Below are 26,916 nucleotides of genomic sequence, written 5' to 3' on the forward strand. Positions count from 1 at the left end.
GGCCGCCCGCTCAGTCGTTCGGTGGTTCGGTGATCCGGTGATTCATCGCACTAGAAATCACCAGCGTCCAGCTTGGGCAGCGTCACGCGTCCGAGGCCTTCGCGGGCAAGCGCATCGCCGGGCTGCATGCGCGGTGCCACAGCCCAGTCGGAACCTTCATTGAAACGCGGTTTCCGGTTGCGGTCATGGATCACGAACAAGAGTTGGTTCAGCCAGATCGCTTCGAAGGCCGTGCGCGACAATGCGCGCGTGCCGCCGGACGGATCGCCGAACAGCACACGCCCGTCCCGCATTCCCTTGACGACGACGAAATGCCGGTAACCGTGCTCGACCACGAGCACGATCGCCGGGAAGCCGGCCTTGGCAAGACTGTCCAGAGGCTGCTGGAAGCCATCCGCCCTGAAGCCATGGGCGGCCAGGAACCGCTTCATGTCAAGCAACGAAAAGCCCTCCTGGCGGATACGCGCCTGGTCGCCGCCGACGAACATTTGCGCAAAGGCCTGCTGTTCGCTGACGGGGTAGCCGTAGTGGTGTGTCAGCAGCGTGGCCAACGCGGCCGAGCCGCAGCTGAAGTCATATTGCTGGCGTATGGTGGACAGGTAGCGGACCTCTTTCAGGCTCGTCACCCGCATCGAAACCGGACCACCGCCCGCGAAAGGCAGGTCGGCGGCCCGCGCAGGTACCATCGCGGACGGGCACAGCATGCACGCCCACAGCATGCAAACCCACGGCACGGACGCCAGCGAAAACAGGCACGCGAGCGGCCGCGGCAGGGACGAAGCCCTTCGCCCCGCCGGGCGGTGCGCCCGCATGGTTGCTCCCCTTCCCTCGCGTGCGTTCATCGGATCTGCACATTGACAATGGTGGCATTCTGGATCAGCACGTTGGCACCGGAATTCTGGATCACCATCGGCAACCCCGACGCATTCGCGAACGCGCCATCCGTGATGGTGTTCGCCCCCGTGACGACGTGGGTCGCCGCATTGTTGCCGACAGTGCCGCTCAGGCGCATGTCGCTCCACGGCGTTTCGGTGCCGCCGCGCAGGTTCTCGAGGCGAGCGTCGCCCAGCGCATCGTCCGCGCCGGGCGTGCGCGCAACGGCCGACGTACCGCGCGTCGGCAATTCGTGCACCGCGGCAGGCAGCGGCAACGCGCCCGCCGCAACCTCGAACGTCCGCATGCCGTCGCCGGCGGTACCGCTTTCTTGCGCCCCTGCCGATGCCGCGCACGCCACCAGCGACACGGCGCCGAAGACTTGCAGGCAGCGGCGCATCGCCAGCGGCACGCAGCCGCCCTTCCTTTCCCTTCCCGTATTTCGGTCTTGCATGTGGCCTCCACGAAGATGCATTGGGCGCGCGGACATGCGGGCAGCAGGTCGCTGCCCGTGGCCGGCGAACTGCCGCCGGCCATCCGCGCGCGAGGCCGATCAGCGGCCGACCCCCAGGTTCGCCTGCACGTTGACGCTTTGCTGCACCAGCGAGCTGATACCGCTGTTCTGGCTGATCACGGAAATGCCCGCGGCCGATTGCGCCACACCGCTCATCGTGTTGGACATGTTGAACGTGCCGGCATTGACGGTGTTTGTGCCGCCGGCACCACCGGTGCCGCCCTCGCCCGTCCCGCCGGTTGCCGCGCCGGCAGTGGTCGCGCCTGTGGCGCCGCCTGCACCGCCGGTGCCCGCGCCGCCCGAGCCGCCGGCGCCGCCGTCACCGGCAGTGGCATCGCCGTTGGTCGCAGCGCCACCGGTACCGTCGCCGCCCGTGCCGGCACCCGCCGTGGCCGTGCCGCCCGTACCCGAGCCACCCGCCGCGCCGGCACCCGCCGTGTTCGACGAGTCGCCGCTGGCGGCACCCGCGCCGCCGGCCGCACCCGCCGCGCCGTTGCCCGCCGTGCTCGAGCCGCTGCCGCCGCTTGCACCATCGCCGCCCGCACCGCCGGTACCGGTCGCGCCGGCACCACCTGTCGTGCTGGCCGTGGCGCCGGCACCGCCGGCACCGGAGGTGTTCGTGCCGCCCGCCGCGCCCGCACCGGCCGTGTTGGAGCCGGCGGCACCCGCGCCGCCCGCGCCACCCGTGCCGCCGCCCGCGCCGGCGCCGCCAGCGGCACCGGCCCCGCCTTCACCGCCGGTCGTGCTGCCGGCGTTCGCGCTGCTCGCGCCCGTCGTTGCACCACCGCCGGTGCCCGTGCCGCCACCACCGGCACCGCCCGTGCCGTCAGCGCCGCTGCCGGCACCACCGGTCGCCGCGCCGGAAGTGGCGGTGGCCGTCTGTTCGCCGGTGCTTGGCGGCGGCTCGCCGGACGGCGTGCCGCTGTTATTGCTGGCGGTGCTGTAGCCGGAGGTTGCATTGCCGCCGGCGCCGGCAGCGCCCGTACCGGTGCCGCCATTGCCGCTGCCGCCGGTACCCGAACCGGAACTGGCCGAGGTGCTGGTATCGGCACCGCCCGACGTGGAGGCGCCGCCAGCCGCACCGGCACCGCCCGCGCCGCCCCCGCCGCCGTAGCCGCCCAGGCCGCCGGTGCCACCGGCACCGCCGGCCGCCGCACCCGTGGTGCCGCCGTTGCCGCCGTTGGCACCGTTCGCGGTGCCGCTGCCGCCACCGGCGCCGCCCGTGGCAGCCCCGGCGAGGCCGCCGTTACCGCCAGTCCCGGCACCGCCGGCCGCGCCCGCGCCGCCGTAGCCGCCATTGCCATCGGCGCTGCTGCCGCCAGCGCCACCGTAGCCGCCGGCGCCACCGGTGCCGCCGGCCCCCGTGGCCCCGCCCGTGCCCAGGCCGCCGGCCCCGCCGGCACCACCGCTGGTGGCGCCGTTGCTGGCATAGCCGCCGGTTCCCGCGCCGCCCGCACCGCTGCCGCCCGTGGCGCTGCCGTTGGTTGCAATGCCGCCGCTACCGCCGGCCGCGCCGGCTGCCCCGGCCCCGGTGCCGCCCGCGCCCGCGGTGGCGGCCGCATTGCCGCCCGTTGCCGCGCCGCCGGTGCCGCCCGCGCCGGCGCCGCCATTGGCGCCGCCGTTGTTGGTGGCCACGTTACCGATGTTCTGCACGGTGTTGCCGCTGACGGTGCCGGTCAGCGTGCTGACCGCCGTGGCGGTCGAGGTATTGAATGCGTTGTCCACGGCCGAAGTGGCGTTGGCGCCGTTGTTGGCGGCCGCGGCACCGGTCGCCAGTGCACTGGCATAGCCGGTGCTGTTGTTATTGTCGTTGGCGTTGTCACGGTTGGAGCTGGAATCGTTGTTGCGGTTGGTGCTGCTGTCGACCACCGCCGTGGATGCGTCGTTGGAATGGGCTCCTGCGCCGCTCTGCGTGATCGCCGACGTGGGGTCGGTGGTCTGGGCATATGCCCCGCTGCAGGCTAACGCGATTGCCGTGGCAAGCATGGTTTTCTTCATTTGGATTTCCTCGCTGAAGTAATAGGCCAAAGTAGTCGGACGACATTGCCGAGGCTCTTTTCAAAGCGCATCCTGGCGTTCACCGGAAGTGAACCGGTCTCCGCGGGACGCACTGGGAAATCCTCGGTCAATGGCTTATCGCAAGCTTGATGCCATGAGGCTGCAAATGCGCTAATCCATTGAAATCACTGGATTTTTTGCTCGACGTTGGCGCGCACCCGGGGCTCGGTGTCACGGCATTGCAACAACCGGACGGAACACTTGGAACGGTCGATGCTGCCCGGTTCACCCTGCCGCTGGCGTCCGCACCGCCTGTCACATTCGTGTGACAGCAGCATGTGCGGCGAACGCTGCCGTGAACGAACTCGCCGTCCCGGAGGTTCAGGAATCGCGCTTGCGTGCCCGCGGGTTGATGCTGTGCTTGGCCATCAGCCGGTAAACCGTCATGCGCGACACTCCCAGCTCGCGGGCCACGTGCGTAATGCTCTTGCCGGCGCCGAGACCCGCCTCGATCGCCCGCCGTTCGGCCTGCACGCGCGCGCCGTGCAGTGCCAGCGTGGGCATGGCGGCGGCGTCGAGCCCGAGATCGTGCGGCATGATCAGGCGGCCCTCCGCCATCACGGCGGCCCGGCGCACGCGATTGTGCAGCTCGCGGACATTGCCGGGCCAGTGGTGGGCACGCATCGCTTCCAGCGCGCCGCTGGAAAAGCCGCGCACGTGGGCCGAGCGTTCGCGCGCATGATCGCGGAAGAATGTTTCGGCCAGCACCGGTACATCGTCGCGGCGCTCGCGCAGCGCCGGCATTTCCAGGGTCAGCACATTGAGGCGGTAGTACAGGTCCTCGCGGAACGTGCCGCGGGCCACCGCTTCGTCGAGCCGCACGTGCGACGCCGCGATCACCCGCACGTCCACCGGCAGCGGCCGCGTGCCGCCTAGCCGGTAGATCGTTTTTTCCTGCAGGAACCGCAGCAGGTTGGCCTGCATGTCGAGCGGCAGGTCGCCGATTTCATCCAGGAACACCGAGCCTCCGGCGGCGGACTCGATCAGCCCGGCACGCGCCTTGCCGGCACCGGTGAAGGCCCCACGCTCGTGACCGAACAGCTCGGACTGCACGAGGCTCGCCGGTATCGCACCGCAGTTGATCGGCACGAACGGCCCCTTGTCGCGTGCCGAACCGTCATGGACGGCACGCGCCGCCAGCTCCTTGCCGGTGCCGCTTTCGCCCCAGATCAGCACCGGGGCATCCGCCGCCGCCACTTTCAGCAATTGCCGCCGCAATCGTGCGATCGCCTCGCTGTTGCCCGTCAGGCGCGACGCGGCCGGTTCCGGCTCGAAAGGCGGTGTCTGGTGGAAAGCCGCGCTCAGTTTGCCCATCCCGTGCGCATGGCCCAGCGTTTGCCTCAGCCGCGCCGCATCGACCGGCATCGTGTGAAAATCGATGCAGTGGTCGGCAATGAGCTTGCGGCATGCCGGCTCGTGCAAGGCGGCACCGGCGCAGACGGCGATCCACCTGGTCCAGCAGTGCTCGCGCAGCAGGCGATCGAGCGGGTCGATGCCGGCCGGCCCGGTCAGCACGACAAGGCCGACCGGTACCGGGCAGGCGCGCAACAGCTCGCGCGCGTGCAGGGGGTCGCGTGCGCGCCGTACGGAAAAATCGGCGGCGGCGTCGCGTAACAGCGCTTCCGCATCCACGTTCGCGGCAGCCACGTAAAGCAATTGTTTTATTATCATCATGATATCTGTTTTTACTCCGTTACCATGGCATCCCGGCCCTGGACACGACGCTCGCCGTGTACGTCAGGGAACGAAGAAAGCGCCAGCCGGCGTCTTGCCGCACCGGATCGGCCCGGCTAAAATGCCGTCCGCGGTTTCACAAAGTGAAAAATGGAATCGGGAATTGCGTTCGGCACATGCCGGCCGCCACGCCAACGTCAGCGCATTGCAGGAACGATAACCGTATGAACGATCACCGCCGTGACCACACGGCCCATGGCGAGCATCAATTGACGCCCGCACGGCTGCCAACCGTAAGACAGCGCCTGGCCTTGCGAGTTCTGCATTTATTCGGGTGGAGGATGCTGTACCGCCCGCTGCCGGGGCCACGCGGGATCGCCGTGGTGTACCCCCACACGTCGAACTGGGATTTCGCGATCGGCCTGGTCAGCAAATGGGCGATGGACCTGCCGTTCCGGTGGCTGGCCAAGGATTCGATGTTCCGCATGCCCGTGCTGGGCAGCTGGTTCCGCTGGCTGGGCGGCCAGCCGGTCGACCGCAGCGCGCCGCAGGGCATGATCCGGGCGCAGGCGGAGCGGATGAACGGGGAGGACTGGTACTGGCTGGTGATCACGCCGGAAGGCACGCGCGACTACCGGCCCAACTGGAAAAGCGGCTTTTATCACCTGGCACTGGAGGCGAAGGTGCCGCTCGTGCTGGTGAGCCTCGATTATGCGAACAAGGTGCTGGACTTTACGCAACACCTCTGGCTGACGGGCGACCAGGAACAGGACCTGGCCGCGATCCGCACCGCCTATGCCGGCCGCGCCGGCAAGTACCCGCAAAACGCCGCGCCGATCGAGCTCGGCGAGCGGCGCAGGGAATCGCGCGACTGAAGCGCGGCGGCAGAGGCGTGGCGGAAGGATGGCCGGCGCGCGGCCAGGCCGGCGCCATGGCCGCCGTCCGGTTCAGTTCAGTTCAGCGCCAGCATGCCCAGCCCGGCGGCGGCGATGGCGCCGCCGGTCAGGCGGGCGAGCGGCAGCTTGCCGATCAGCCGACCGGCGCCCAGCAGCAGCGCGCTCATGCCGAGGTAGCCGGCCGCGCTGATTGCATGCGGCAACTCCAGGCCGTGGGCATTGCCATGCAGGACGGCGAAGCTGCCCAGCAGCGCGGCGCCCGCCCATGCCGGCAGTTGCACGGCGGTCGCCACCAGCACGCCGGTCAGCAGCACGGTCAGCGCGATGCCGCCTTCCAGCCCCGGAATGTGCAGGCCCGCCATGCCGGCAGCGGCGCCGGCTCCCATCATGGCCACGAAGACCGCCGGCAGCATCAGCGGATGCGGCCTGGACCGCAGGGTCAGCCCTTCGGTACGCTCTTGCCGCATGCTCCAGATACCGGCGGCAAGCAGCGCCAGCAGGTGATCGACGCCGGTCAGCGGGTGCAGCAGGCCGTCCGCGAAGCCCATTTCCGCGTGACCCGGGTGGGCCAGCGCGGGCAGGCTGGCGGCCAGCAGGATGGTGGTGGCGAGCAGTTTTTTCATGCAGTTTCCTTGTAGATTGATTGGCGGCACGGCTACCGGCACCGTTACGCGGCCGGCCTGGGGGCCTGCCCCAGCAGGCCCTGTTCGCGGATGAAGTCGATGACCGTCTGCACGCCGTCGCCGCTGCGCAGGTTGGTGAACACGAACGGGCGCGCGCCGCGCATGCGCTTCGCGTCGGCGGCCATCACGTCGAGGTTGGCGCCCACGTGCGGGGCCAGGTCGGTCTTGTTGATGATGAGCAGGTCCGAGCGCGTGATGCCGGGGCCGCCCTTGCGCGGAATCTTCTCGCCGCCGGCCACGTCGATCACGTAGATCGTCAGGTCCGACAGCTCGGGGCTGAACGTGGCGGCCAGGTTGTCCCCGCCCGATTCGACGAGGATCAGTTCCAGGTCGGGGAAATCGGCCTGCATCCGCGCGATCGCCTCCAGGTTGATCGACGCATCCTCGCGGATCGCCGTGTGCGGGCAGCCACCCGTTTCCACGCCCATCAGCCGCTCGGCCGGCAGGGCCTCGGCGCGCAGCAGGATTTCCATGTCCTCGCGGGTATAGATGTCGTTCGTGATGACGGCCATGTCGACGGTGTCGCGCATGCCCTTGCACAGCATTTCGCACAGCGCGGTCTTGCCGGAACCGACCGGCCCGCCGATGCCCACGCGCAGCGGATTGGATTGAATTACCATGACAACTCCTCGGATTAAGACCGGTATACCCGGCTGTACTGCACCTCGTGCCGCATCGACAGCAGCGACAGACCCGGCGTCCAGTTCGACAATTCATGTTCGGCCAGCGATTGCGCGCACAGCGCGGCGGCCTCGATCTGCGGCCGCAGCGCCAGCAGCAGCCGTTGTCCGGCCACCTGCCCCAGCGGCACCGATTTCACGCACACCAGCACCTGGTTCTCGACCCACGAGAACAGCAGCGCCAGCAGCGCCTCTTCGTGCGGAATGCCCAGTGCGGACACGGCGCAGGCATAGGCCGATACCAGCGGCACCTCGCCGCCCTCCTTCAGCATGGCCAGCGCGCCCTCGTCGGCGATGCCCAGTTCCTCGATCAGCCGCGCCAGCGAGTAGCCCATCTGCACCGTCTCTGCGCGGAATTCCGCCGTATCGCGCGATGCGATGGCCCGCTCCGCCAGTTCCGCGACCCGCTGCGCATCGCGCTGCGTGAACGCGTTCATCAGGCGCCAGCACATCGGCGCTTCCCAGCGCGCCACCACCTCGTGCAACTGGCGCGAGATCCACGCATGGGCGCTGGCGGCATCGCTGACGATGCCCTGCTCCAGCGCCGCTTCCAGGCCTTGCGAATAGCTGTAGGCGCCGATCGGCAGTTGCGGGCTGGCGAACTGCAGCAGGTGCAGCAGCTGGGCGGCGGCGATCATGACGCAGCCTCCCTGGGGTCGCCCGGCCGATGGATCTTCTGCCGCAGCGGCACCGGCGCCAGCGGCCCCTGGCCGTGATCGTGGTGATGGTGGCCGCCGCCGAATCCGGACGAATACGCACCCGACTCCGGTTCGAACGGCGCGGATTCCTCGACCACGGTGGCACCGAGTCCGTGCAGCATTTCCTTGAGCACCGCATCGGCGCGGATGCGCAGGAAACCGTCGCCAACCTGTGCCTGCGTATGGCGGTTCCCCAGGTGGAAAGCGCAGCGCAGCAGCGCCAGCGCATCGGGCGCGGTCACGCGATAGGTCGCTTCCGGCGCCGCCACCACGCGCACCACGCGGCCGTCCTCTCCCGTCAGCAGGTCGCCGTCGCGCAGCACCGAGCCGCGCACGGTGAAGATGGCGACTTCCTCGCCGGTATCGAGCGCGGCGCGCAGCCGGCATTTCTCGCGCAGTTCGTAGGGCAGCACGAGCGATGCATCGACCCGCTCGGCGTTGGTCAGTTTGGTATGCAGTGTCAGCATGGGTGTCTTGGATCAGAACAGGAAATAGCGACGGTCATACATGCAGGACGCAGCGGTGAAATGCCTGGCGCATGTAATTCCAGCATCGGTCAGAACAGGAAATAGCGCTGCGCCATCGGTAGCACGACGGCCGGTTCGCAGACCAGCAGCCGTCCGTCGGCGCGCACTTCATAGGTTTCGGGATCGACTTCCATCACCGGCGTGGCGCCGTTGTGGATCATGTCGCGCTTGCGGACGTTGCGGGTGTTCTTCACCGCGATGAGCGGCTTGCTCAGCTGCAGCCTGGCGCCGATGCCGGCATCGAACGCGGCCTGCGACACGAACGTGAACGATTTCTTCAGCCCGCCGCCGAACGCGCCGAACATCATCCGGTAGTGAACGGGCTGCGGCGTGGGGATCGACGCGTTGGGATCGCCCATCTGCGCCGCCGCGATCATGCCGCCCTTCAGGATCATCGAAGGCTTCACGCCGAAGAACGCCGGCTTCCACAGCACGATGTCGGCGATCTTGCCCACTTCCAGCGAGCCGACCACGTGCGACACGCCGTGCGTGATCGCCGGGTTGATCGTGTACTTGGCGATGTAGCGCTTGACGCGGAAATTGTCGTTGCGCGACGAATCCTCCGGCAGCGGGCCGCGCTGCACCTTCATCTTGTGCGCCGTCTGCCAGGTGCGCAGCACCACTTCGCCCACGCGGCCCATCGCCTGCGAGTCGGACGACATCATCGAGATCGCCCCGATGTCGTGCAGGATGTCCTCGGCGGCGATCGTCTCGCGGCGGATGCGCGATTCGGCGAACGCCACGTCCTCCGCGATCGCCGGATCGAGGTGGTGGCAGACCATCAGCATGTCCAGGTGCTCGTCCAGCGTGTTGACGGTGAACGGGCGCGTGGGATTGGTCGACGACGGCAGCACGTTCGATTCGCCGACGGCGGCGATGATGTCCGGCGCATGCCCGCCGCCGGCGCCTTCGGTGTGGAACGTGTGGATGGTGCGGTCCTTGAACGCGGCCAGCGTCTCTTCCAGGAAGCCGCCTTCGTTGAGCGTGTCGCTGTGCAGCGCCACCTGCACGTCCATCCGGTCGGCCACCGACAGGCAGTTGTCGATCGCCGCCGGCGTGCTGCCCCAGTCCTCGTGCAGCTTCATGCCGATCGCGCCCGCTTCCACCTGCTCTTCGAGCGGGCGCGGCATGCTGACATTGCCCTTGCCGAGAAAGCCCAGGTTCATCGGAAACGCATCGGCCGCCTGCAGCATCGAGTGGATATGCCACGGGCCCGGGGTGCACGTGGTGGCCGCGGTGCCGACGGCCGGCCCCGTGCCGCCGCCCAGCATCGTGGTGACGCCGCTCATCAGCGCCTCCTCGATCTGCTGCGGGCAGATGAAGTGGATGTGGCTGTCGATGCCGCCGGCCGTGACGATCATGCCTTCGCCGGCGATGATCTCGGTGGCGCCGCCGATCGGCAGCGTCACGCCCGGCTGGATGTCCGGATTGCCGGCCTTGCCGATGCCGGCGATGCGCCCGTCCTTCAGGCCGATATCGGCTTTCACGATGCCCCAGTGATCGACGATCACGGCATTGGTGATCACCGTATCCATTACCTCGGCATGCACGCGCTGCGACTGGCCCATGCCGTCGCGGATCACCTTGCCGCCGCCGAATTTCACTTCCTCGCCATAGATGGCGTAGTCCTTCTCGATCTCGATGAACAGCTCCGTGTCGGCGAGGCGGATGCGGTCGCCCGTGGTGGGCCCGTACATCTCCGCGTACGCGCGGCGGGATATGGTTGCCATCTGATCTCCTTGTTCTGGTTATGCGTTCAAGTAGCGTCGGGCTCGTCTTTCAGCTTGCCCATCACCTGGCCGGCGAAGCCGTAGATCTCGCGGTTGCCCTCGACCGCCACCAGTTCGACGGTGCGCTGCTGGCCCGGTTCGAAGCGCACGGCGGTGCCGGCGGCGATGTTGAGCCGCTTGCCGTAGGCCTTCCAGCGTTCGAACGAGAGCGCGTTGTTCGCCTCGAAGAAATGGAAGTGCGAGCCGACCTGGATCGGCCGGTCGCCCACGTTGGACACCACGATGGTCACGGTCTCGCGGCCGTCGTTGATCGGCAGGTCGCCGTCCTGCAGTTGGTATTCACCCGGAATCATGTTTCACCTCACGGTATCGGGTTGTGGACGGTCACCAGTTTGCTCCCGTCCGGGAAAGTCGCTTCGACCTGGATATCGGGGATCATCTCGGGGATGCCCTCCATCACCTGGTCGCGGGTCAGTATCTGTGAGCCCTCGGACATCAGCTGCGCCACGGTTTTGCCGTCGCGCGCGCCTTCCATGATGGCTGCCGAGATCAGCGCCACCGCTTCGGGGTAATTGAGTTTCAGGCCGCGTGCGAGGCGGCGTTCGGCCAGCAGGCCGGCGGTAAAAATGAGCAGCTTGTCTTTTTCGCGGGGTGTCAGGTCCATGGAATTTCTCTTTCGGATGCGCCGGATTCAGGTGCGCCAGCTGCGCAGGTCGATGGCGGCGCGGCCCAGGACCGCGGGGCGCACGATGCGCCAGGCGGCCAGCATCAGCTCGCGCGCCGCTTCGCTGTCGTGGCCGAGCCAGCGCACGCACAGCACGTGTTTCATTTGCGTCACGCCATAGCAGGGGCTGTCGGCCAGCGCGCGCAGCGCCGCGACCGTGTCGGCGGACACCGGCTTGCCGACGGCCAGCAGCATGGCGGACACGGTATGGCCGGCCAGGCCGAGCGGGCTGGCAAGCAGGGCCGGCGTCAGCGTACCCTGCTCCCACCACAGCAGCCGCCCCGCCCGGCGCACCGAGGTGCGCTGGTCGACCCGGCCTTTCGTGAACGACTCGCCGGATGCGCGGCGGCCCAGGCACAGGATTTCGCAGCCGAGGTAACTGGCGTCCGCCGCCAGCGCGACATGATGGTCGAGCTCGACGTGGGCGCCGTCGAAGAAGATGGTTTCCTGGGGCAGCCATTCGAGCGAACCGCCGGTCTCGACCGACAGGTCGATGCGCTGGCGCGACACGCGGCCGTTGGCGCGGTACCACTTGGCGGCACCGGGCGACGTCAGCAGTGCATTGGCGCCGGGATTCAGTTGCGCAGCGACCGACAGCTCGTCGCCGCCCACCACGCCGCCGGGCGGATGCACCACGATGGCGTGGCAGATCGACGGGGCTTCCGGATACAGCGGCTTCTGCACGCGCAGCGGTCCACTGTGCTCGCGGCGGGTCAGGCGTGTGGTATCGCTATCGCGGGTGAACGCCAGCGCGAGCTTTGCCTGCCACGCCGCGCCTTGGGATGGCGGGTGGCCCGAAGTGATGGGCAAGCGTTCGGTACAGTCGGGCATGAGGATCGAGTCAACAATAATCCTATGCTACGAGCAAGTTGCGTGCCAGCATTTTTGGTGCAGGATGGGGCTGTCGTGCCTCATCCTGCACCACGGTAGAGCGGATGCACCACCGCGGTGCATTTCAGCGCGAGATTGTCACCAAAGCCCCGCTGCGTGCCGGCGCGCTGTCACTTGAGATCGACCGGCTCGCTCTCGTCCATCGTGTAGCGCACATCGCGCAGACCGTTCACGCGCAGCAATTCGCGTACCGTCAAACCGGCGGGATCGGCGCTCTGGCGATTCTGGCGCTGTTCGCTGCGGATGATCTCGCCGGCGATCTCGACGTCGCGCAGTCGGTACGGCGTGTTGACAACCAATGGCTGGGTATTATCGTTGTACCAGATCTGGTAAAGCGGCATGGAATGGCTCCTGGGTTGTTGTCTGTCTGGAATAATACCAAGCGTTGCCATTATTGTCCCGTCGCATACGGTCCCTTGCCGCCCTCCCCGATGAACCGGTCGATCCTGGCCTTCAGCACTGGCAGCGGCACCGAGCCCAGCTCCAGCACCGTGTCATGGAAGGCGCGGATGTCGAACCGTTCGCCCAACGCCGCCTCGGCCTTCGCGCGCGCCTCGGTGATCGCCATCTGTCCCAGGTAATACGACAGCGCCTGGCCCGGCCAGGAGATATAGCGGTCCACTTCGGTTTCCACCTCGTGCCGCGACAGCGCCGTGTTGTCCATCAGGTAGCGCTGCGCCTGTTCGCGGGTCCAGCCCTTCGCGTGGATACCGGTATCGACGACGAGGCGCGAGGCGCGCCACGCCTGGTAACTGAGCATGCCGAACACTTCGTACGGCGTTTCGTAGATCCCCATTTCGGTGCCGAGCCGTTCCGAATACAGCGCCCAGCCCTCGCCGTAGGCCGAGATGTAGGCATTGCGGAATGCCGGGCGGCCGCCCTGCTCCATCGCCACCGGCATCTGGAACGCGTGGCCGGGCGCCGACTCGTGCAAGGTCAGCGCCGGCAGGCTGTACAGCGCGCGCGACGGCAGGTCGTACGTGTTGACGAGGTAGACGCCCGGACCGCCGCGGCCCGACGTGTAGTACGGCGCCTGGTCCGGCGGCACGGGGATGATGGCGAAGCGGCTGCGCGGCAGGCGGCCGAAGTACTGCTCCGCCTTGCCGTCGAACTTCTTGGCGATCCAGGCGGCGCGCATCAGCAGCTCTTCCGGCGTCCTGGCGTAGAAGCGCGGATCGGTGCGCAGGAATTGCAGGAACGCCGGCAGGCCGCCGGTGAACTTCACCTCTTTCATCACCGCGGCCATCTCGGCGCGGATCTTCGCCATTTCAGCCAGGCCGATACGGTGGATCTCGTCTGCCGCGAGATGGGTCGTGGTGTATTCGACGATCTTCGACTGATAGTACGCCTTCCCGTCCGGCAGGCTCTCGGCCGCCAGGTTGCCGGTGGCCCGCGGCACGTACTCGTCGCGCATGAATGCCAGCAGTTCGGCGTGGGCCGGAATCACGCGCCGCGCGATGGCTTCCAGCGCCGCCGCGCGCAGGCTGTCCTGCTCGGCCGCCGGAATCGCTGCCGGCATCGCCTTGAACGGCAGGTAGAACGGCGTCTCGGCGGGCTTCGCCCCGACGATGCCGGCGATCGTGCCGTCGCGGCCGGCCAGCGTGACCTTCGGCGGCGTGAAGCCGCGCGCCAGCCCGGCGCGCATGTTGGCGACCTGTTCACGGAAGTAGCGCGGTACGTCGTTCAGCTGGGCCACGTAGTTCATGTAGTCCTGTCGGGTGCGGAACGGCTTGCGTGCTTCATACGTCATGTTGAACCAGAACGACGAATCCGCGTTCAGCGGCTTTTCATATTCGCGGAAGCGCCCGTTCGCCACCAGCGCCGCCACCTGTGCGCGGTAGACGGCGTAGTTGATGCGCCCCTCCGGCGACAGGTCCTGTTCGGCCACGCCGTCGAGCTGTTCCAGGACGCCTTCCCAGCGGGCGCGGCGGGCCGCCTGGGTGGCGGCATCCACCTGCGGCAGGCCGGCGCTGATGCCGCTCGTCTCGTCTTCCTCGTTTTCCAGCCGCTGCCCCTGGCGCCATTGCCACTCGGCTTCATGGATCGCGCGCAGGCGGGCATCGGCGCCGGCGGAGGCCGACGCCGACGCCGCGGAGGCAGTGGCGGCGGTAGCCGTCCCTGCGCACGAAGCGGATGCGAGCAGGCAGGCCAGCAGGCATCCACGCACTTGTCGACGCACATGTCGACGCAAGCCGGTCTTCTTCATCATTGTTCCCTGGTCCTTGAATCGAGGTAATCGCTGGCCATCGCCGTGCTGAGGAACAGCTTGCCGTTCAGCTGATCGAGCAGCGTGCTGGCGCGCAGCCGGTCCATCACCGGGCCCTTGACTTCGGCCAGGTGCAGGCCGATGCCGCGCGCGCGCAGGCTGGCGTTCAGTTCGGCCAGCGCGAACAGCGCCGTGGTGTCGATCGAACTGACGGCCAGCATCGACAGCACGAGGTGGCGGGTATCGGGGTGGGCGCGCAGCTCGTCCTCGATGCGCTCGCCGACCGCCTCCACATTGCCGAAGAACAGGTTGGCATCGATGCGCAGGATCAGCAGGGCTTCGCAGCGGGTGGCGGCATAGCGGTCGACGTTGCGGAAGTGCTCGGTGCCGGGAATGCGTCCCAGCACGGCGATGTGCGGCCGGCTGGCGCGCCAGATCAGCGTGCCCATCGACAGCACGACGCCGACGACGACGCCCGCCTCCACGCCCAGCGCCAGCACGCCGATGCAGGTGACGATCCATGCCAGCGCATCGCCCTGGTCATAGCGCCAGGCGGTGCGCAGCGTGTCGAGTTCCAGCATGCCGAGCACGGCGACGATGATCGTGGCCGCCAGCGTCGGCAAAGGCAGCAGCGCCAGCCAGCCGGTGGGCAGCACCAGCGCGATGGCGAGCAGCGCCGCGGAGATCACGCTGGCCAGCGGCGTGTTCGCGCCGGCCGCGAAATTCACGGCCGAGCGCGACAGGCTGCCCGTGACGGGGAACGCGCCGGACACCATGCTGGCCACGTTGGCCGCGCCGAGCCCCACCAGCTCGCGGTTCGACACCAGCTTCTCGCCGCGCTTTTGCGCCAGCGTCTGCGCCGCGCTCATGCTCATCAGGAAGACCACGAAGCCGATCAGCAGGCCGGGCTGCAGCAGTTCGCGCCAGTGCGATGGCGACGTGGCCAGGTTCAGTTGCGGCAAGCCCGTAGGCACCGGGCCCGTCAGGCGGATGCCGTGCGCGCCGAAGGTCCAGATCGCCGCCGTTGCGGCCAGCACGACGACCATCGGCGCCAGCTTGGACAACACGTCCGCCGCGGCCGCCCGCATGCCGGCGCGCTTGAGAAGCTTCGCCAGGTGGCTGCGCGCCAGCAGCAACAAAACCAGCGACGCGACACCGAGGAGCGCGCTCGGCACATGCGGGTGCGCGGGCGGTCCGCCCAGCAGCGGCCCCGCCTGCCCCCAGGCGATGACGAGCGAGGAACCGACCGTGAACCCGCTCATCACCGGCCGTGAAAAGAAATTGGCGAGAAAACCCAACCGCAGCAGGCCGCACAGCAGCAGCACCACGCCGGCCACCAGCGCCAGCTGCGCGGCCAGCACGCCGTGCAGGCCCGGCGCGCCACCGGCCAGCGGCGCGATCGCGGCGCCCGTCATCAGCGACACGATGGCCATCGGGCCGACCGATTGCGTCATGCTGCTGCCGAACAGCGCATAGACAAGCGGCGGCAGGATGCTCGCATACAGTCCCGCCACCGGCGGCAGGCCGGCGACCAGCGCGTAGGCCATGCCCTGCGGCACCAGCATCATCGCCACGACCACCCCCGCGCCGATATCGCCCGGCAGCGCCGCGCGGCGATAATGTCTGAGCCATTCCAGCATGCGAATAAAACCTGTTATTACAACGAAGGCGCAAGCCTAACATGGCTGAGCATGTGTCCACCACTGCCCTCTGCAAACCCGTCCGCTACCGGTGCCCCCGATTCGCCGACGCGGCCACTGCGTCGAGGATCTCTTCCGACAACGCGGGATCGGCGACCGCTCGCGCGAGCACGAGGCCGCCGATCATCGCCGCGTAGCCGGCGATCGCGTTGCGCCGCTTGTCGCCATCCGTGTCGCCCGGCGCCGCGCCGGCCAGCGCATCGAGCTGCGCACGGGTGCGCGCGGTCACGGCGTCCCGCACGGCCGGGCCGGCGCGGGCGATATCCGCGCCGAGCGCCGCGATCGCGCAGCCCAGGCCGGGATTGTCCCGATGCGCGGGCGACAGGTACGAGCGCGCGACCGCGCCCAGCGGATCGTCCGGGTTCGCATCCATCAGGGCCTGCCAGCCGGCACCCGCCCCGTCCAGCGCACGGCCCGCGGCTTCGGCCAGCAGCGCTTCCTTCGATTCGAAGTGGCCATAAAAGCCGCCGTGCGTCAGGCCGGCCGTCTTCATCAGGTCGGCCACGCCAATGCCGTCGAACCCTTTTTCGCGGAACAGCCTGGCTGCCGTGTCCACGATGCGCTCGCGATTCTGCGCCGCCTGCTCCCTCGTTACTTTCATCACCGCCTCCCGTGAAAATCTGCTTGACATTATACATGATGGCCGTAATATATAAAATATACATGATGATCGTCATTTAACCAACTGGAGAACCACCATGCACTACAAGAGCTTCGGCCGCCGCAGCGGCCTGCGCGTTTCCGCACTGGCGCTCGGTACCGGCAACTTCGGCACCGGCTGGGGGTACGGCGCCGAACGCGACGAAGCCAGGGCCGTGTTCGACCGCTACGCGGAAGCGGGCGGCAACTTCATCGACACGGCGGACGGCTACCAGGGCGGCCAGTCGGAAGCGATGACAGGCGACTTCATTGCCGCCGACCGCGATCATTTCGTGCTGGCCACGAAGTTCACGCTGGCCGGCCCGGGCGGCATCAGCGGTACCGGCAACAGCCGCAAGGCCATGGTGCAATCGGTCGAGGCCAGCCTGGCGCGCCTGAAGACGGACCGCATCGACCTGTACTGGGCCCATTTCGCCGACAGCCACACGCCGGTCGACGAAATCCTGCGCGCGTTCGACGACCTGGTCCGCGCCGGCAAGATCCTGTACGCGGGCCTGTCGAACTTTCCCGCGTGGCGGATCGCCCGCGCGGATGCCATCGCCGAACTGCGCGGCTGGGCGCCGCTGGTCGGCGTGCAGATGGAGTACAGCCTGGCCGAGCGGGGCGCGGACCGCGAACTGCTGCCGATGATCGAGGGCCTGGGCCTCGGCGGCGCGCTGTGGTCGCCGCTCGGCGGCGGCCTGCTGACGGGCAAGTACCGCAACGACGAACAGGGCCGGCTGCAGGGCCTGGGCGGCGTGCTGGTTCACCGGGAGGACTCGGACCGCGCCACCGCCACGCTCGACACCGTGCTGGCCGTGGCCGCCGAAGTCGATGCGCCGCCGGCCCAGGTGGCCATCGCCTGGCTGCTGCACCGCGATGCCGCATCGTCCACGGCGCTGGTACCGATCCTCGGGCCCCGCACGCTGGCCCAGCTCGAAGGCACGCTGGGCGCGCTCGACGTCAGGCTGTCGCCGGACCAGCTGGCCCGTCTCGACGCCGCCAGCGCCATTTCGCTGGGCGCGCCCCATGACACCATCGCGAAGACGGCCGGCGCCATCGCCGGCGGAAAGGCCGACCTGCTGCGACCGCCGAAGGTACCGGTCGCCTGAGCGCACGGGCGCGCGTTTGGCTGTTTGTGCGGAAGCGCACTGTAACGGCCGGCGCGTGCGCCGATACTGTCCGCTCGATCCAATGGAGAACAGCGACATGTCAGATTCCGAAAGCAAGGCACAGGACGCGGGCAACCTGCAGCGCGAGATCCAGCAGCAGCAGGACCGCAAGGATGCCGCCAAGCCGCAAGGCGGCGAGCAGAATGAAGAGCAGGCCGTGCAGGCGGGCACCCATGATTTCCCGGCAACGCCCCTGCCCGACCAGCACCTCGAAAAACCGGGCATCGAGGCCGACATGGAACTGCGGCCGCAATTCCTGGCGCCTGGCTACAAGGGCAGCGGCAAGCTCGAAGGCATGAGCGCGATCGTGACGGGCGGCGACTCGGGCATCGGCCGCGCCGTGGCCGTGCTGTATGCCCGCGAAGGCGCCGACGTGGCGCTGGTCTACCTGCCCGACGAACAGACCGATGGCGAGGAAACGCGGCGGCATATCGAGGCCGAAGGCCGGCGCTGCCTGCTCATTCCCGGCGACGTGCGCGACATGGACTTCTGCCGCCGCGCCGTCGCCGATACCGTGGCGGAGTTCGGCAAGCTCGACATCCTCGTCAACAACGCGGCGTTCCAGGAACACGCCGATTCGCTGGAAGACCTGACCGAAGAGCGCTTCGACCTGACGATGAAGACCAACATCTACGGCTACTTCCACATGGCGAAGGCGGCGCTGCCGCACCTGAAGAAAGGCGCCTCGATCATCAATACCGGCTCGGTGGTGGGCCTGCGCGGTTCGGCCAAGCTGCTCGACTACTCGACCACGAAAGGCGCGATCCACGCCTTCACGATGTCGCTGGCATCGAACCTGATCGCGAAAGGCATCCGCGTCAACGCCGTGGCGCCCGGCCCCGTGTGGACCCCGCTGAATCCGGCCGACCAGACACCGGACAAGATCACCGAGTTCGGCGCCAGCACCGACATGAAGCGCCCGGCGCAACCGGAAGAGCTGTCGCCGGCCTATGTGTTCCTGGCCTCGCCCGCGTGCGCCAGCTACATCAGCGGCATCGTGCTGCCGGTCACCGGCAGCATCGGCTGAGGGAGCGCCCGCCATGGCCCGCTCGCTCTGGAAAGGCGCCATCAGCTTTGGCCTGGTCCACATCCCGGTCGACCTGTATTCGGCCGTGAAGCAGAACGAGCTGGACCTGACCATGCTCGACAAGCGCGACTTCTCGCCCATCGGTTTCAAGCGCTACAACAAGGGCAACAACAAGGAAGTCGCGTGGGACAACATCATCAAGGGGTATGAATACACGTCCGGCGAATACGTGGTGCTGTCCGACGAAGACCTGAAGCAGGCCAACGTCAAGGCCACGCAGACCATCGACATCCTCGCTTTCGTCAATGCCGAGGATGTGCCGCTGACCTACTACGAAACCCCTTACTATCTCGCGCCGGGGCGCGGCGGCGCCAAGGTGTATGCGCTGCTGCGCGAGACCTTGCGCCGCGCCGGGCGGATCGGCATCGCCACGGTGGTGATCCGCACCAAGCAACACCTGTGCGCGCTGGTGGCCAGCGAGGACGGCATCATCATGAATACGCTGCGCTACGCGGACGAGATCCGCGATGCCGAAGGCCTGGACCTGCCCGCCAAGGGACTGAAGGCCGCCGGCATCACCGACAAGGAACTCAAGATGGCGCTGTCGCTCGTGGAAGGCATGAGCGAGGAATGGGACCCGTCGCAATACCACGACACCTACAAGGAAGACGTGCTGGCGCTGGTGGAGAAAAAAGTCAAGGCCGGACAGACCAAGTCGATAACGATGCCGTCGAAGGAAACCGAGGCGAAGCCGTCGTCGAACGTCATCGACCTGGTGGCGCTGCTGAAGCAGTCGCTCGGCAACAAGCCGGGCAAGGGCAGGAAGGCCGCCGCGGACGAGGACGACGAACCCGCCGAGGACACGGAAGACGAGGACGAAGCCCCGGCGCCAAAGGCGAAGAAGGCCGCGCCGCGCGCTTCGGCAAGCCGCGCCGCCCCTGCCCGGGGCAGCGCCGCTTCGCGCGCCGCGCCGAAATCCGGTGCCGCCAAGGCGGCCGCCGCGAAACCGGCGGCGCCGAAGAAGACCGCGGCAAAGTCCGCCTCCGCCACGCGCAAGAAGGCTGCTTGAAACAGCCTGCTTGAAACAGGCAGCCTGACACAAGCTGCATGATACGAGCTGCGTGAGACAAGCTGCATGAGACAAGCTGCCCGCGGGCGGCCCCATGGTCCGGGGTGTCGGGGCAGCCGCCCGGACACCGCTCGTCGACACCGGAAGGAACAGGCCGCGCCCTGCCCCGTCGACCGACCTGCGTCGCATCCCTGCACGCTATCGAGGCTCCCGAAAAATACTCAATAACAACAATGGCTTACGCTGCAAACCTGACCTTGTTGCACAACCTTATCCACAGTTTTTGTGCATAAGTACGTTACTGGTGGGGTAACTTTCCGTTCGCGCTGTCACAACCGCCGCGCCCGTCCCGTCTGATGACTGGAAGCGGCGCACGGTGCGCCGCTCACGGAAAATAAGGAACCACCATGTCCCATGCTGCCCGCATTCCCCTGTTCTCCCTCGCCCCGAAAAGCCTGCAGGCGATGATCGCGCTGTCGCAGGCGGCCAAGGCCGGCTCGCTCGGCGAGCGTCTCGTCGAACTGGTCAACCTGCGCGTCTCGCAAGTCAACGGTTGCGGCGTCTGTGTCGACATGCACTGGCGCGACCTGGTACGCCAGGGCGCCGACCCGCGCCACCTGAACACGGTGGCGGCCTGGCGCGAATCGCCGTTCTTCGACGCCGCCGAACGGGCCGCGCTGCGCTGGGCAGACGCCGTCAACGCGCTGCCGCAGCGCGACGACACCGATGCCGCCTATGGCGAACTGCGCGAGCACTTCAACGAAACGCAGATCGCCGAGCTGGGTTACGCGATCGCCGTCATCCGCGGCTGGAACGTGATCAACCTGTCGTTGCGCAATCCGATTCCCGTCAACCCGCCACCCGGCATGTAACCGCCGGCCCGGCTTGCCGGCACGCGCCGGCACCGCTACAGTACCGGCCATGATGCTATATGACACCGCGACCGTGGCCGCGCCTGTTGTCGATACGGTGCAGGCGCTGGCGATGACCGGCGACCTGGCGATGGGCCAACCGCCCGGCCATTCCCCACGCACGGCGCACCTCGCGGCACTCGTGGCGGAGGCGGACGGCGCCGGCCTCGACGGAATCGCGACGGCGCGGCTGGTGGCCCTGCTGCGCTGGTCGGGCAGCACCGCCAACGCCGCCGGCTTCGCCGCGCTGCTGGGGGACGACGTGGCCGGCCGCCGCGCGATGCTGGACCGCACGCTGCCGGCCGGCCACCGGCTCACACCTGCCAATGCGCTGCCGCTGGCGCGTGTGCACTGCGAAGTGGCCGGCGATATTGCCCGCATGCTGGCGCTGCCCGCCGGTGTCGAGGACGGCTTGCGGCACCTGTTCGAGCATGCGAACGGCAACGGCCTGCCGGCGCGGCTGCGCGGCGACGACATTCCCGGGGTGGTCCGCCACGTGGCGCTGGCAGGCGACCTGGAAATCCTGTCGCGCGCCCATGGCATCGATACCGCGTTGCGCCTGGTCGGCAGGCTGGCCGGCCGCAAGTATCCGGCACGCCTCGTCGAATGCATCGTGCCCCATGCGCGCGGCTGGCTCGACGCGTCCGACGGCGCTGCCGGCGTGCCGCCCGCGACCGGCGGCGCCGTGCCCCTGGCGCTGGTGGCGGACGTGCTGGAACTGAAGCTGCCCTGGCTGGCCGGCTATTCGCGCCGCGTAGCGGGCCTGGCGCGCGCCGCCGCCGACCTGGCAGGATTACCGGCCGCGCAGCAGCAATGCCTGGCGCGCGCCGCGCTGCTCCACGGCGTCGGTCGCGCGGCGATTCCCAACCGGGTGTGGAACCACGCCGGCAAATTGCGCCAGGCCGAGCTGGAGCAGGTACGCCGGGTGCCTTACTGGAGCGCGCGCATGGCGACCCGGGTACCGGGCCTCGCCGGCGAAGCGCACCTGGCCTCGCATGCCTACGAACGCCTCGACGGCAGCGGCTGCTATCGCGGCCTGGTGCACGAAGCGCTGGCGCCGCCGCACCGTATCCTTGCCGCCGCCGCGGCGTGGGCGGCATTGGTCGCGCCGCGGCCGTGGCGCGCTCCGTACGCGCCAGCGGCCGCCGCCGCGCTGCTGGCGGCGCAAGCCGGACGCTTCGACCGGCACGCCGTGGAAGCGGTGATCGCCGCGGCACGCACCGGCCCCGCGCAGCCGCAAGCCGGCCCGCCGTCCTCGCCGCTGTCGGACCGTGAAGCGGACGTGCTGCGCCGCGTCAGCACCGGCGCCGGCCATGCGGAAACGGCCCGCGCGCTGCGCATCAGCACCGGTGCCGTGCGCGCGCATCTCCACGGCATTTTCGACAAGCTGGGGTGTGCGACACGGCCGGCGGCCACGCTGAAGGCGTTGACGCTGGGGTTGATCTGACGCGGCGCGCTGCAGCCGTTCCGGTGGCGCGGATCGATATTCTTCCCGCTACGCCGCGCTCGCCGGGGTGCCCTCGCCTGCCCATCTCTCGGCGAGAAAGTCCGACAGCGCACGTGCGGCCGGGCTCATCGGGCGCGACGGCGCGATCGCATACACGCCGCTTTCCCTGCCCGTCCAGGCGGGCAGCACATGGACCAGGCGGCCGGCGCGCAGGTCCTCTTCCAGGCTGACGGCCGAGCGGAAGCAGATGCCCATGCCGTCCACCGCCAGCCGGTGCACCGCGTCGCCGTTGTCCGACCGCACGCGGCCGCGCGGGCGCACCGCGCGCTCGCCCTGCACTCCGTGCAGCCGCCATGTTTCGCCATCGTGATTGACGGTCGAGACAAGGCACTCGTGGCGCCCGAGCTCTTCCACCGTGGCCGGCATGCCGTGCCGCGCCACGTATCCCGGCGACGCGGCCAGGATGCGCCGGTTGGCCAGCAGCTTGCGGCTCACGAGCGTGGAATCCTCGAGCCGCCCGATGCGGATGGCCACGTGGATGCGCTCGGCCACGATGTCCACCAGGCGGTCGGTGATCAGCAGGTCGACCCGCACTTCCGGATAGCGCGCCAGGAACGCCGCCAGGTGCGGCACCACGTGCGTGCGGCCGAACGCCACCGGCGCGCCGACCCGCAGCGTGCCTCGCGGCTCGCCGGCCCCTTCGGCGGCGCGTTCGCAGGCGCCCAGCAGCTGTGCCAGGGCGGCGGCGCTGTCGGCGTGGAAGCGCTGGCCGGCTTCGGTGAGCGACATGGCCCGCGTCGTGCGGTTCAGCAAGCGCACCCCCAGTTGCTGTTCCAGTGCCTTCACCAGCCGGCTGACGGACGACGGCGTCATGTTCAGTACCGCCGCGGCACGCGCGAAGCCGCCTTGCGCCACCACCGCGTCGAACGCCTCGACCAGGCTGTAAGGCACCCGCTGCATTGCTTCCTCCCAGGAATGAATTCATGCGATTTTCCGCTATTATCGCCGCGCCGCGCTCTCCCTAGAATAGGGTTTTTTTGCAACCGGAGAATTTGCATGAATACCGTTTTTCACGCGCTGCACCGCCAGCCCCGGGCGCTGGTGCTGGCCAATGCCTGGGATGCGGGCAGCGCCCGGCTGATCGCCAGCCTGGGCGCGCAGGCGATCGCCACCACCAGTGCCGGCGTGGCCTGGTCGCTCGGCTACCGCGATGGCGACGTGCTGCCGCTGGACGAACACCTTGCCTGCGTGCGCCGCATCTGCCGCGTGATCGAGTTGCCGCTCAGCGTGGACATCGAGGGCGGCTATTCGGATGACCCGGCGGCGGTGGGCACCGCGGTGGCGCGCTTCGTCGATGCCGGCGCGGCCGGCATCAACCTGCAGGACGGCCCGGCGCCGCCGGAACTGCTATGCCGGAAGATCGAGGCGGCGCGGGCCGCGGCGGCGCAGGCCGGCGTGAACCTGTACATCAACATCCGGTGCGATGTATTCGCGCGGCAGCTCGTGCCGGCACAGGCATGTGTCGAGGAAACGCTGCGGCGGGCACGCATGTACCGCGGAGCGGGCGCCGATGGCCTGTTCCCGCTGGCCGTCACGGATACCGGCGAGATCGCGGCGCTGGCCGCGGGAACGGAACTGCTGCTGAACGTGATCGCCTGGCACGGCCTGCCGCCGGTAACGGAGCTGGCCACGCTGGGCGTGCGGCGCGTGAGCACCGGTTCATGGTTGCCGCAGACGCTGTGGAAGCGCACGGCCGGGCTGGCGGCAGACTTCCTCGCGCAGGGCCGCTCGAACGTGCTGGTGGACGACGCCGAGGCTTACGGCGCGATCAATGCGCTGCTGCCCGCGCCGGCTTGATCGTTTCCGCTTACTTGTCCTTGTAGCCCAGCTGCTTCATCGCCTTCGTGATGGTCGTCGCACTCTTCGCGTAATCGGCCCACGGTTCGTTGCCGTGGTCGAGCCGGGTATGCACGGTGGCCACGGTCCAGTGGTCGCCGCCGGTCAGGTGTTCGAGCTCGCTCCAGTCGACCGGCACCGAGATGCCCATGCCGGGCCGCGCGCGGGCCGACCAGGCGGCCGCCGTGGTGGCGCCCCGGCCGTTGCGCAGGTAATCGATGAAGATCTTGCCGACCCGGTTCTTCGGCCCGCTCTTGAATGCGAAGCGGTCCGGCAGGGTGCGCGCCATGTGCTCGACGATGAAGCTCGAAAAGCCTTTCACCGTGTCCCAGCCGTGCTGCGGCTTCAGGGGCACCACCACGTGCAGGCCCTTGCCGCCGCTGGTCTTCAGGAACGACGGCAGGCCCAGTTGTTCGAGGAATGCCCGCATCAGCTGCGCCGCTTCCTGGATCTGCGGCCACGCCACGCCCTGTCCGGGATCGAGGTCGAACACCATGCGGTTCGGCTTTTCGTAGGTTTTCGCAAACGCGTTCTGCGTGTGGAACTCGACCACGTTCCACTGCGCGCACGACAGCAGCGCCTGCGCGCTGGACACCTCGAGCATCGTCGGATGGTCGGGATCGAGTTCCTGCGGCAACTGCTTCACGCCGGGCAGCTTGCCGACCTCGGAGTGCTTCTGGAAGAACAGCTCGCCGCCGATGCCGGCCGGCGCCCGCACCAGCGCCAGTGGGCGGCCTTTCAGGTGTTCGAGCATCAGTTCATGGACCAGCGCGTAGTAGCGCACCAGCCCGATCTTCGTCATGCCGCTGGCGGGGTCGATCAGCCGGTCGGGGTTGGTCACCTTCAGCGTGGCCGGCAGCGTGCTGTCGACGCCGGAGCCGGCGGAGGGACCGGATGCCGCCTTCCCGGCGCCCTTGATTGCAGCTTTCGTTGCGGCGTTCGTCGCGGTCCTGGTTGCGGTCTTGCTCGTTGCCTTGGCTGCCTTCGCGGCCGGCTTGCCTTCGTTCTGTGCCTGCATGACATCCTCCACATGGACAGCCCGCTCGCGGCGGATACTGGTTGCCTTCTTGTCGGTGCGCAGGCCGAGGAATACGGCATGGCGGATCGAGCCGCCGCCCGTCCACTCGCCGAACGTGACTTCGGCCACGAGCGTGGGCTTGACCCAGTGCGCCTTCTTGTCGATCGCCTTGTCGGTCGCGAACGGACTGGCGTCGGCGGCCACCTTTTTCAGCCTGGCGGTGATGTCGCGCAGCGATGTGCCGTCGAACCCGGTGCCCACGTTGCCGGCGTAATGCAGCGTCCCGGCGTCGTCGTAATACCCCAGCAGCAGCGAGCCGATGCCCACGCGCGAGCCTTTCGGATCGGTATAGCCGCCGATGACGAACTCCTGGCGCTGCGCGCACTTCAACTTGATCCAGTCGCCCGACCGCCGCGAGGTGTACAGCGCATCGCGCCGCTTGCCGATGATGCCTTCCAGGCCCATCCGGCAGGCGGCGGCCACGATTTCCTCCGGCGGCGCCGCCAGCTCGGCGGAGAGTCGCACCATGCCGGTCGTTTCCGTGCCCATTACCGTCTGCAGCAGTTCGCGGCGCTGGACCAGCGGCACGCCGCGCAGGTCATGGCCGTCGAGGTACGGCGCGTCGAAGACGAAGTAGACGATGTTCTTTGTCTTTTCGCCGTCGAACGCCTGCTGCAGGAGGCCGAAGCTGGGGCGGCCGTTCTTGTCGTGCACGACGATCTCGCCGTCGTACCAGCCGTCCGGCAGGGCCATCTTCGCCAGCGCGGCGCGCAGCGGTTCCAGCTTGTGGGTCCAGTCGTTGCCGTTGCGGGTCCACAGCTCGATCGACGCGCCTTCGATGCGGGCGAGCAGCCGGTAGCCATCGAACTTGAGCTCGAAGATCCAGTTTTCCGGGTCGGCCGGCGGCGAGTCCACCAGCGTGGCCAGCTCCGGCGCGAGCGTTTCGGGCAGCCCGACCTTGGCGAGGGGGGCGACGGCAGCCGCGCCGGCCCGGGACTTCGCGGCCGTTGCCGCGGGCTTCGCCGCCGTTTTCTTCGCCGCCGTTTTCTTCGCCGCCGTTTTCTTTGCGGCGGCTTTCCTTGCCGTGGCTTTCGCTGCCGGCCGGCCCTGGTGCGCCATGGCCGTGCTTTCCGCTTCGTCCGCTTCCGGCGTGAGCTTCTCCGCCGTGGGCATGCCGAGCGCCTTCACGCTGCCGGGCATCTCGTCGACGACGGAAAATTCGTCCGCCGCGCGCACGTACTCGTCCTTTTCCTTGATCAGCAGCCAGGGTTCCTGCTTCTCGCCCGAGTGGCGCATGCGGATCAGAACCCAGCGGCCATGCATCTTGTGGCCGCGCAATTCGAACTTCAGGTTGCCGTCGCGATAGCCCTGGTGCGGATCGCCGACCGGATGCCAGGTGCCCTTGTCCCAGATGATTACCTTGCCGGCGCCATACTGCTTCGCCGGGATCTCGCCTTCGAAATCGTTATACGAGATCGGATGGTCTTCCACGTGCACGGCCATGCGCTTGTCGTGGCTGTCGTAGCTGGGACCTTTCGGCACCGCCCAGCTTTTCATCGTGCCGTCGAGTTCGATGCGGAAATCGTAGTGCAGCCGCGTGGCCCAGTGCTTCTGGATCACGAACGTGAGCGCCTCGCGGCCCTCTTCACCGCCTTCGGCGGGTTCCGGCGTGATCGCGAAGTTGCGCTTGGCCTTGTATTGTTTGAGTGCGTCGGTCATGGCCTTACTCTAGGCCCGCGGCACCCGGAACATCGGTACGTCAGCTAACAGAAGAGTCCCGATTTGTAACAGATGTAAAGCCGGTCAACGCTGTTGGAACGGGTGGCGTTTTCTGCCCAGTGACTCGCGCAAGTCGAGTCACCCCGGATGACTGAACTCAACTG

At 68.3% G+C, this 26,916-nt stretch carries 25 protein-coding genes and 1 pseudogene; 7 read left to right on the forward strand and 19 right to left on the reverse strand.

Going from position 1 to position 26,916, the window contains the following annotated elements:
• Positions 1-50: 50 nt before the first annotated feature.
• The 5 genes and pseudogenes from GJV26_RS01410 to GJV26_RS30650 all read right to left on the reverse strand — a co-directional run.
• A complete protein-coding gene (locus tag GJV26_RS01410) occupies positions 51-719 on the reverse strand; it encodes a C39 family peptidase (protein ID WP_173346315.1) in 669 nt (222 codons plus the stop codon).
• 119 nt (positions 720-838) lie between these two features.
• Positions 839-1,327, reverse strand: coding sequence for a hypothetical protein (locus GJV26_RS01415; RefSeq protein ID WP_155707024.1), 489 nt, complete (start codon positions 1,325-1,327; stop codon positions 839-841).
• Positions 1,328-1,426: 99 nt separating this feature from the next.
• On the reverse strand, positions 1,427-3,385 hold the full coding sequence (locus GJV26_RS01420) for a hypothetical protein (protein WP_155707025.1): 1,959 nt from the start codon (positions 3,383-3,385) through the stop codon (positions 1,427-1,429).
• A 381-nt stretch (positions 3,386-3,766) separates the two neighbouring features.
• Positions 3,767-4,750, reverse strand: a complete 984-nt coding sequence (locus GJV26_RS01425) for a sigma-54 interaction domain-containing protein (RefSeq protein WP_371866548.1) — start codon at positions 4,748-4,750, stop codon at positions 3,767-3,769.
• Between the two features lie 33 nt (positions 4,751-4,783).
• Positions 4,784-5,119, reverse strand: a pseudogene (locus tag GJV26_RS30650) (VpsR-related response regulator); the annotation flags it as partial.
• A 341-nt stretch (positions 5,120-5,460) separates the two neighbouring features.
• Between GJV26_RS30650 and GJV26_RS01430 the strand changes: the two are divergent.
• Positions 5,461-5,994 carry a 1-acyl-sn-glycerol-3-phosphate acyltransferase gene (locus tag GJV26_RS01430; protein WP_229419135.1) on the forward strand — a complete coding sequence of 178 codons (534 nt, stop codon included), beginning with the start codon at positions 5,461-5,463 and terminating at the stop codon, positions 5,992-5,994.
• A gap of 77 nt (positions 5,995-6,071) precedes the next feature.
• On the opposite strand, the gene GJV26_RS01435 is transcribed toward GJV26_RS01430, so the two are convergent.
• From GJV26_RS01435 to GJV26_RS01490, 12 genes are all read right to left on the reverse strand, one after another.
• Positions 6,072-6,638 (reverse strand): HupE/UreJ family protein, encoded by a 567-nt coding sequence (locus GJV26_RS01435; protein ID WP_155707029.1) that lies wholly within the window; start codon positions 6,636-6,638, stop codon positions 6,072-6,074.
• A gap of 44 nt (positions 6,639-6,682) precedes the next feature.
• Positions 6,683-7,318 carry an urease accessory protein UreG gene (gene ureG, locus GJV26_RS01440; protein WP_155707031.1) on the reverse strand — a complete coding sequence of 212 codons (636 nt, stop codon included), beginning with the start codon at positions 7,316-7,318 and terminating at the stop codon, positions 6,683-6,685.
• Between the two features lie 14 nt (positions 7,319-7,332).
• A complete protein-coding gene (locus tag GJV26_RS01445; RefSeq protein WP_189441885.1) occupies positions 7,333-8,013 on the reverse strand; it encodes an urease accessory protein UreF in 681 nt (226 codons plus the stop codon).
• Positions 8,013-8,543, reverse strand: a complete 531-nt coding sequence (gene ureE / locus GJV26_RS01450) for an urease accessory protein UreE (RefSeq protein WP_155707035.1) — start codon at positions 8,541-8,543, stop codon at positions 8,013-8,015. Before ureE ends, GJV26_RS01445 begins: the two co-directional genes overlap by 1 nt.
• An 89-nt stretch (positions 8,544-8,632) precedes the next feature.
• Positions 8,633-10,333: an urease subunit alpha gene (gene ureC / locus GJV26_RS01455; protein ID WP_155707037.1), complete on the reverse strand. Its 1,701-nt coding sequence runs from the start codon at positions 10,331-10,333 to the stop codon at positions 8,633-8,635.
• 26 nt (positions 10,334-10,359) lie between these two features.
• A complete protein-coding gene (locus GJV26_RS01460; RefSeq protein ID WP_155707038.1) occupies positions 10,360-10,686 on the reverse strand; it encodes an urease subunit beta in 327 nt (108 codons plus the stop codon).
• Positions 10,687-10,694: 8 nt separating this feature from the next.
• A complete protein-coding gene (locus GJV26_RS01465; RefSeq protein ID WP_155707040.1) occupies positions 10,695-10,997 on the reverse strand; it encodes an urease subunit gamma in 303 nt (100 codons plus the stop codon).
• Positions 10,998-11,024: 27 nt separating this feature from the next.
• The gene (locus GJV26_RS01470; protein ID WP_155707042.1) at positions 11,025-11,888 is read right to left on the reverse strand and encodes an urease accessory protein UreD; all 864 of its coding nucleotides are present in this window, start codon (positions 11,886-11,888) and stop codon (positions 11,025-11,027) included.
• A gap of 170 nt (positions 11,889-12,058) precedes the next feature.
• The gene (locus GJV26_RS01475) at positions 12,059-12,289 is read right to left on the reverse strand and encodes a hypothetical protein (RefSeq protein ID WP_155707044.1); all 231 of its coding nucleotides are present in this window, start codon (positions 12,287-12,289) and stop codon (positions 12,059-12,061) included.
• A 50-nt stretch (positions 12,290-12,339) separates the two neighbouring features.
• Positions 12,340-14,157 (reverse strand): DUF885 domain-containing protein, encoded by a 1,818-nt coding sequence (locus GJV26_RS01480; protein WP_229419136.1) that lies wholly within the window; start codon positions 14,155-14,157, stop codon positions 12,340-12,342.
• Positions 14,154-15,794, reverse strand: a complete 1,641-nt coding sequence (locus tag GJV26_RS01485; protein ID WP_155707045.1) for a SulP family inorganic anion transporter — start codon at positions 15,792-15,794, stop codon at positions 14,154-14,156. Before GJV26_RS01485 ends, GJV26_RS01480 begins: the two co-directional genes overlap by 4 nt.
• Positions 15,795-15,879: 85 nt before the next feature.
• A complete protein-coding gene (locus GJV26_RS01490; protein WP_155707047.1) occupies positions 15,880-16,455 on the reverse strand; it encodes a TetR/AcrR family transcriptional regulator in 576 nt (191 codons plus the stop codon).
• Positions 16,456-16,552: 97 nt separating this feature from the next.
• Between GJV26_RS01490 and GJV26_RS01495 the strand changes: the two genes are divergently transcribed.
• The 5 genes from GJV26_RS01495 (at position 16,553) to GJV26_RS01515 (ending at position 22,119) form a co-directional block, all read left to right on the forward strand.
• Positions 16,553-17,605 carry an aldo/keto reductase gene (locus tag GJV26_RS01495; protein WP_155707049.1) on the forward strand — a complete coding sequence of 351 codons (1,053 nt, stop codon included), beginning with the start codon at positions 16,553-16,555 and terminating at the stop codon, positions 17,603-17,605.
• Between the two features lie 97 nt (positions 17,606-17,702).
• Positions 17,703-18,692 carry an SDR family oxidoreductase gene (locus tag GJV26_RS01500; protein ID WP_155707052.1) on the forward strand — a complete coding sequence of 330 codons (990 nt, stop codon included), beginning with the start codon at positions 17,703-17,705 and terminating at the stop codon, positions 18,690-18,692.
• Positions 18,693-18,705: 13 nt separating this feature from the next.
• Positions 18,706-19,761, forward strand: coding sequence for a non-homologous end joining protein Ku (gene ku / locus GJV26_RS01505; protein ID WP_155707054.1), 1,056 nt, complete (start codon positions 18,706-18,708; stop codon positions 19,759-19,761).
• A 407-nt stretch (positions 19,762-20,168) separates the two neighbouring features.
• Positions 20,169-20,633: a carboxymuconolactone decarboxylase family protein gene (locus GJV26_RS01510; protein WP_155707056.1), complete on the forward strand. Its 465-nt coding sequence runs from the start codon at positions 20,169-20,171 to the stop codon at positions 20,631-20,633.
• Positions 20,634-20,682: 49 nt separating this feature from the next.
• A complete protein-coding gene (locus tag GJV26_RS01515; RefSeq protein ID WP_229419137.1) occupies positions 20,683-22,119 on the forward strand; it encodes an HD domain-containing phosphohydrolase in 1,437 nt (478 codons plus the stop codon).
• Positions 22,120-22,167: 48 nt separating this feature from the next.
• Here the strand turns inward: GJV26_RS01515 and GJV26_RS01520 are convergent, their stop codons facing one another.
• Positions 22,168-23,079 (reverse strand): LysR family transcriptional regulator, encoded by a 912-nt coding sequence (locus GJV26_RS01520; protein ID WP_155707058.1) that lies wholly within the window; start codon positions 23,077-23,079, stop codon positions 22,168-22,170.
• Positions 23,080-23,175: 96 nt separating this feature from the next.
• Between GJV26_RS01520 and GJV26_RS01525 the strand changes: the two genes are divergently transcribed.
• Positions 23,176-23,976, forward strand: coding sequence for an isocitrate lyase/PEP mutase family protein (locus GJV26_RS01525; RefSeq protein ID WP_155707060.1), 801 nt, complete (start codon positions 23,176-23,178; stop codon positions 23,974-23,976).
• Positions 23,977-23,986: 10 nt separating this feature from the next.
• Here GJV26_RS01525 and ligD read toward each other — a convergent pair whose 3' ends face one another.
• Entirely contained in the window at positions 23,987-26,752 is a 2,766-nt protein-coding gene (ligD, locus tag GJV26_RS01530) for a DNA ligase D (RefSeq protein WP_155707062.1), read from the reverse strand.
• Positions 26,753-26,916: the final 164 nt, after the last annotated feature.

Source organism: Pseudoduganella dura (genome assembly GCF_009727155.1).
In the GTDB taxonomy this organism is placed as follows: domain Bacteria; phylum Pseudomonadota; class Gammaproteobacteria; order Burkholderiales; family Burkholderiaceae_D; genus Rugamonas; species Rugamonas dura.

Bases quoted from the DNA above. Each gene is read 5' to 3' on its own strand.
- GJV26_RS01485 (WP_155707045.1), bottom strand. From the start codon at position 15,794: ATGCTGGAATGGCTCAGACATTATCGCCGCGCGGCGCTGCCGGGCGAT.
- GJV26_RS01435 (WP_155707029.1), bottom strand. From the start codon at position 6,638: ATGAAAAAACTGCTCGCCACCACCATCCTGCTGGCCGCCAGCCTGCCC.
- ureE (WP_155707035.1), bottom strand. From the start codon at position 8,543: ATGCTGACACTGCATACCAAACTGACCAACGCCGAGCGGGTCGATGCA.
- ligD (WP_155707062.1), bottom strand. From the start codon at position 26,752: ATGACCGACGCACTCAAACAATACAAGGCCAAGCGCAACTTCGCGATC.
- ureC (WP_155707037.1), bottom strand. From the start codon at position 10,333: ATGGCAACCATATCCCGCCGCGCGTACGCGGAGATGTACGGGCCCACC.
- GJV26_RS01420 (WP_155707025.1), bottom strand. From the start codon at position 3,385: ATGAAGAAAACCATGCTTGCCACGGCAATCGCGTTAGCCTGCAGCGGG.
- GJV26_RS01430 (WP_229419135.1), top strand. From the start codon at position 5,461: ATGCTGTACCGCCCGCTGCCGGGGCCACGCGGGATCGCCGTGGTGTAC.
- GJV26_RS01525 (WP_155707060.1), top strand. From the start codon at position 23,176: ATGAATACCGTTTTTCACGCGCTGCACCGCCAGCCCCGGGCGCTGGTG.
- GJV26_RS01470 (WP_155707042.1), bottom strand. From the start codon at position 11,888: ATGCCCGACTGTACCGAACGCTTGCCCATCACTTCGGGCCACCCGCCA.
- GJV26_RS01520 (WP_155707058.1), bottom strand. From the start codon at position 23,079: ATGCAGCGGGTGCCTTACAGCCTGGTCGAGGCGTTCGACGCGGTGGTG.
- GJV26_RS01475 (WP_155707044.1), bottom strand. From the start codon at position 12,289: ATGCCGCTTTACCAGATCTGGTACAACGATAATACCCAGCCATTGGTT.
- GJV26_RS01515 (WP_229419137.1), top strand. From the start codon at position 20,683: ATGATGCTATATGACACCGCGACCGTGGCCGCGCCTGTTGTCGATACG.
- GJV26_RS01480 (WP_229419136.1), bottom strand. From the start codon at position 14,157: ATGATGAAGAAGACCGGCTTGCGTCGACATGTGCGTCGACAAGTGCGT.
- GJV26_RS01500 (WP_155707052.1), top strand. From the start codon at position 17,703: ATGTCAGATTCCGAAAGCAAGGCACAGGACGCGGGCAACCTGCAGCGC.
- GJV26_RS01460 (WP_155707038.1), bottom strand. From the start codon at position 10,686: ATGATTCCGGGTGAATACCAACTGCAGGACGGCGACCTGCCGATCAAC.
- GJV26_RS01465 (WP_155707040.1), bottom strand. From the start codon at position 10,997: ATGGACCTGACACCCCGCGAAAAAGACAAGCTGCTCATTTTTACCGCC.
- ureG (WP_155707031.1), bottom strand. From the start codon at position 7,318: ATGGTAATTCAATCCAATCCGCTGCGCGTGGGCATCGGCGGGCCGGTC.
- GJV26_RS01495 (WP_155707049.1), top strand. From the start codon at position 16,553: ATGCACTACAAGAGCTTCGGCCGCCGCAGCGGCCTGCGCGTTTCCGCA.
- GJV26_RS01490 (WP_155707047.1), bottom strand. From the start codon at position 16,455: ATGAAAGTAACGAGGGAGCAGGCGGCGCAGAATCGCGAGCGCATCGTG.
- GJV26_RS01510 (WP_155707056.1), top strand. From the start codon at position 20,169: ATGTCCCATGCTGCCCGCATTCCCCTGTTCTCCCTCGCCCCGAAAAGC.
- GJV26_RS01415 (WP_155707024.1), bottom strand. From the start codon at position 1,327: ATGCAAGACCGAAATACGGGAAGGGAAAGGAAGGGCGGCTGCGTGCCG.
- ku (WP_155707054.1), top strand. From the start codon at position 18,706: ATGGCCCGCTCGCTCTGGAAAGGCGCCATCAGCTTTGGCCTGGTCCAC.
- GJV26_RS01410 (WP_173346315.1), bottom strand. From the start codon at position 719: ATGCTGTGGGCGTGCATGCTGTGCCCGTCCGCGATGGTACCTGCGCGG.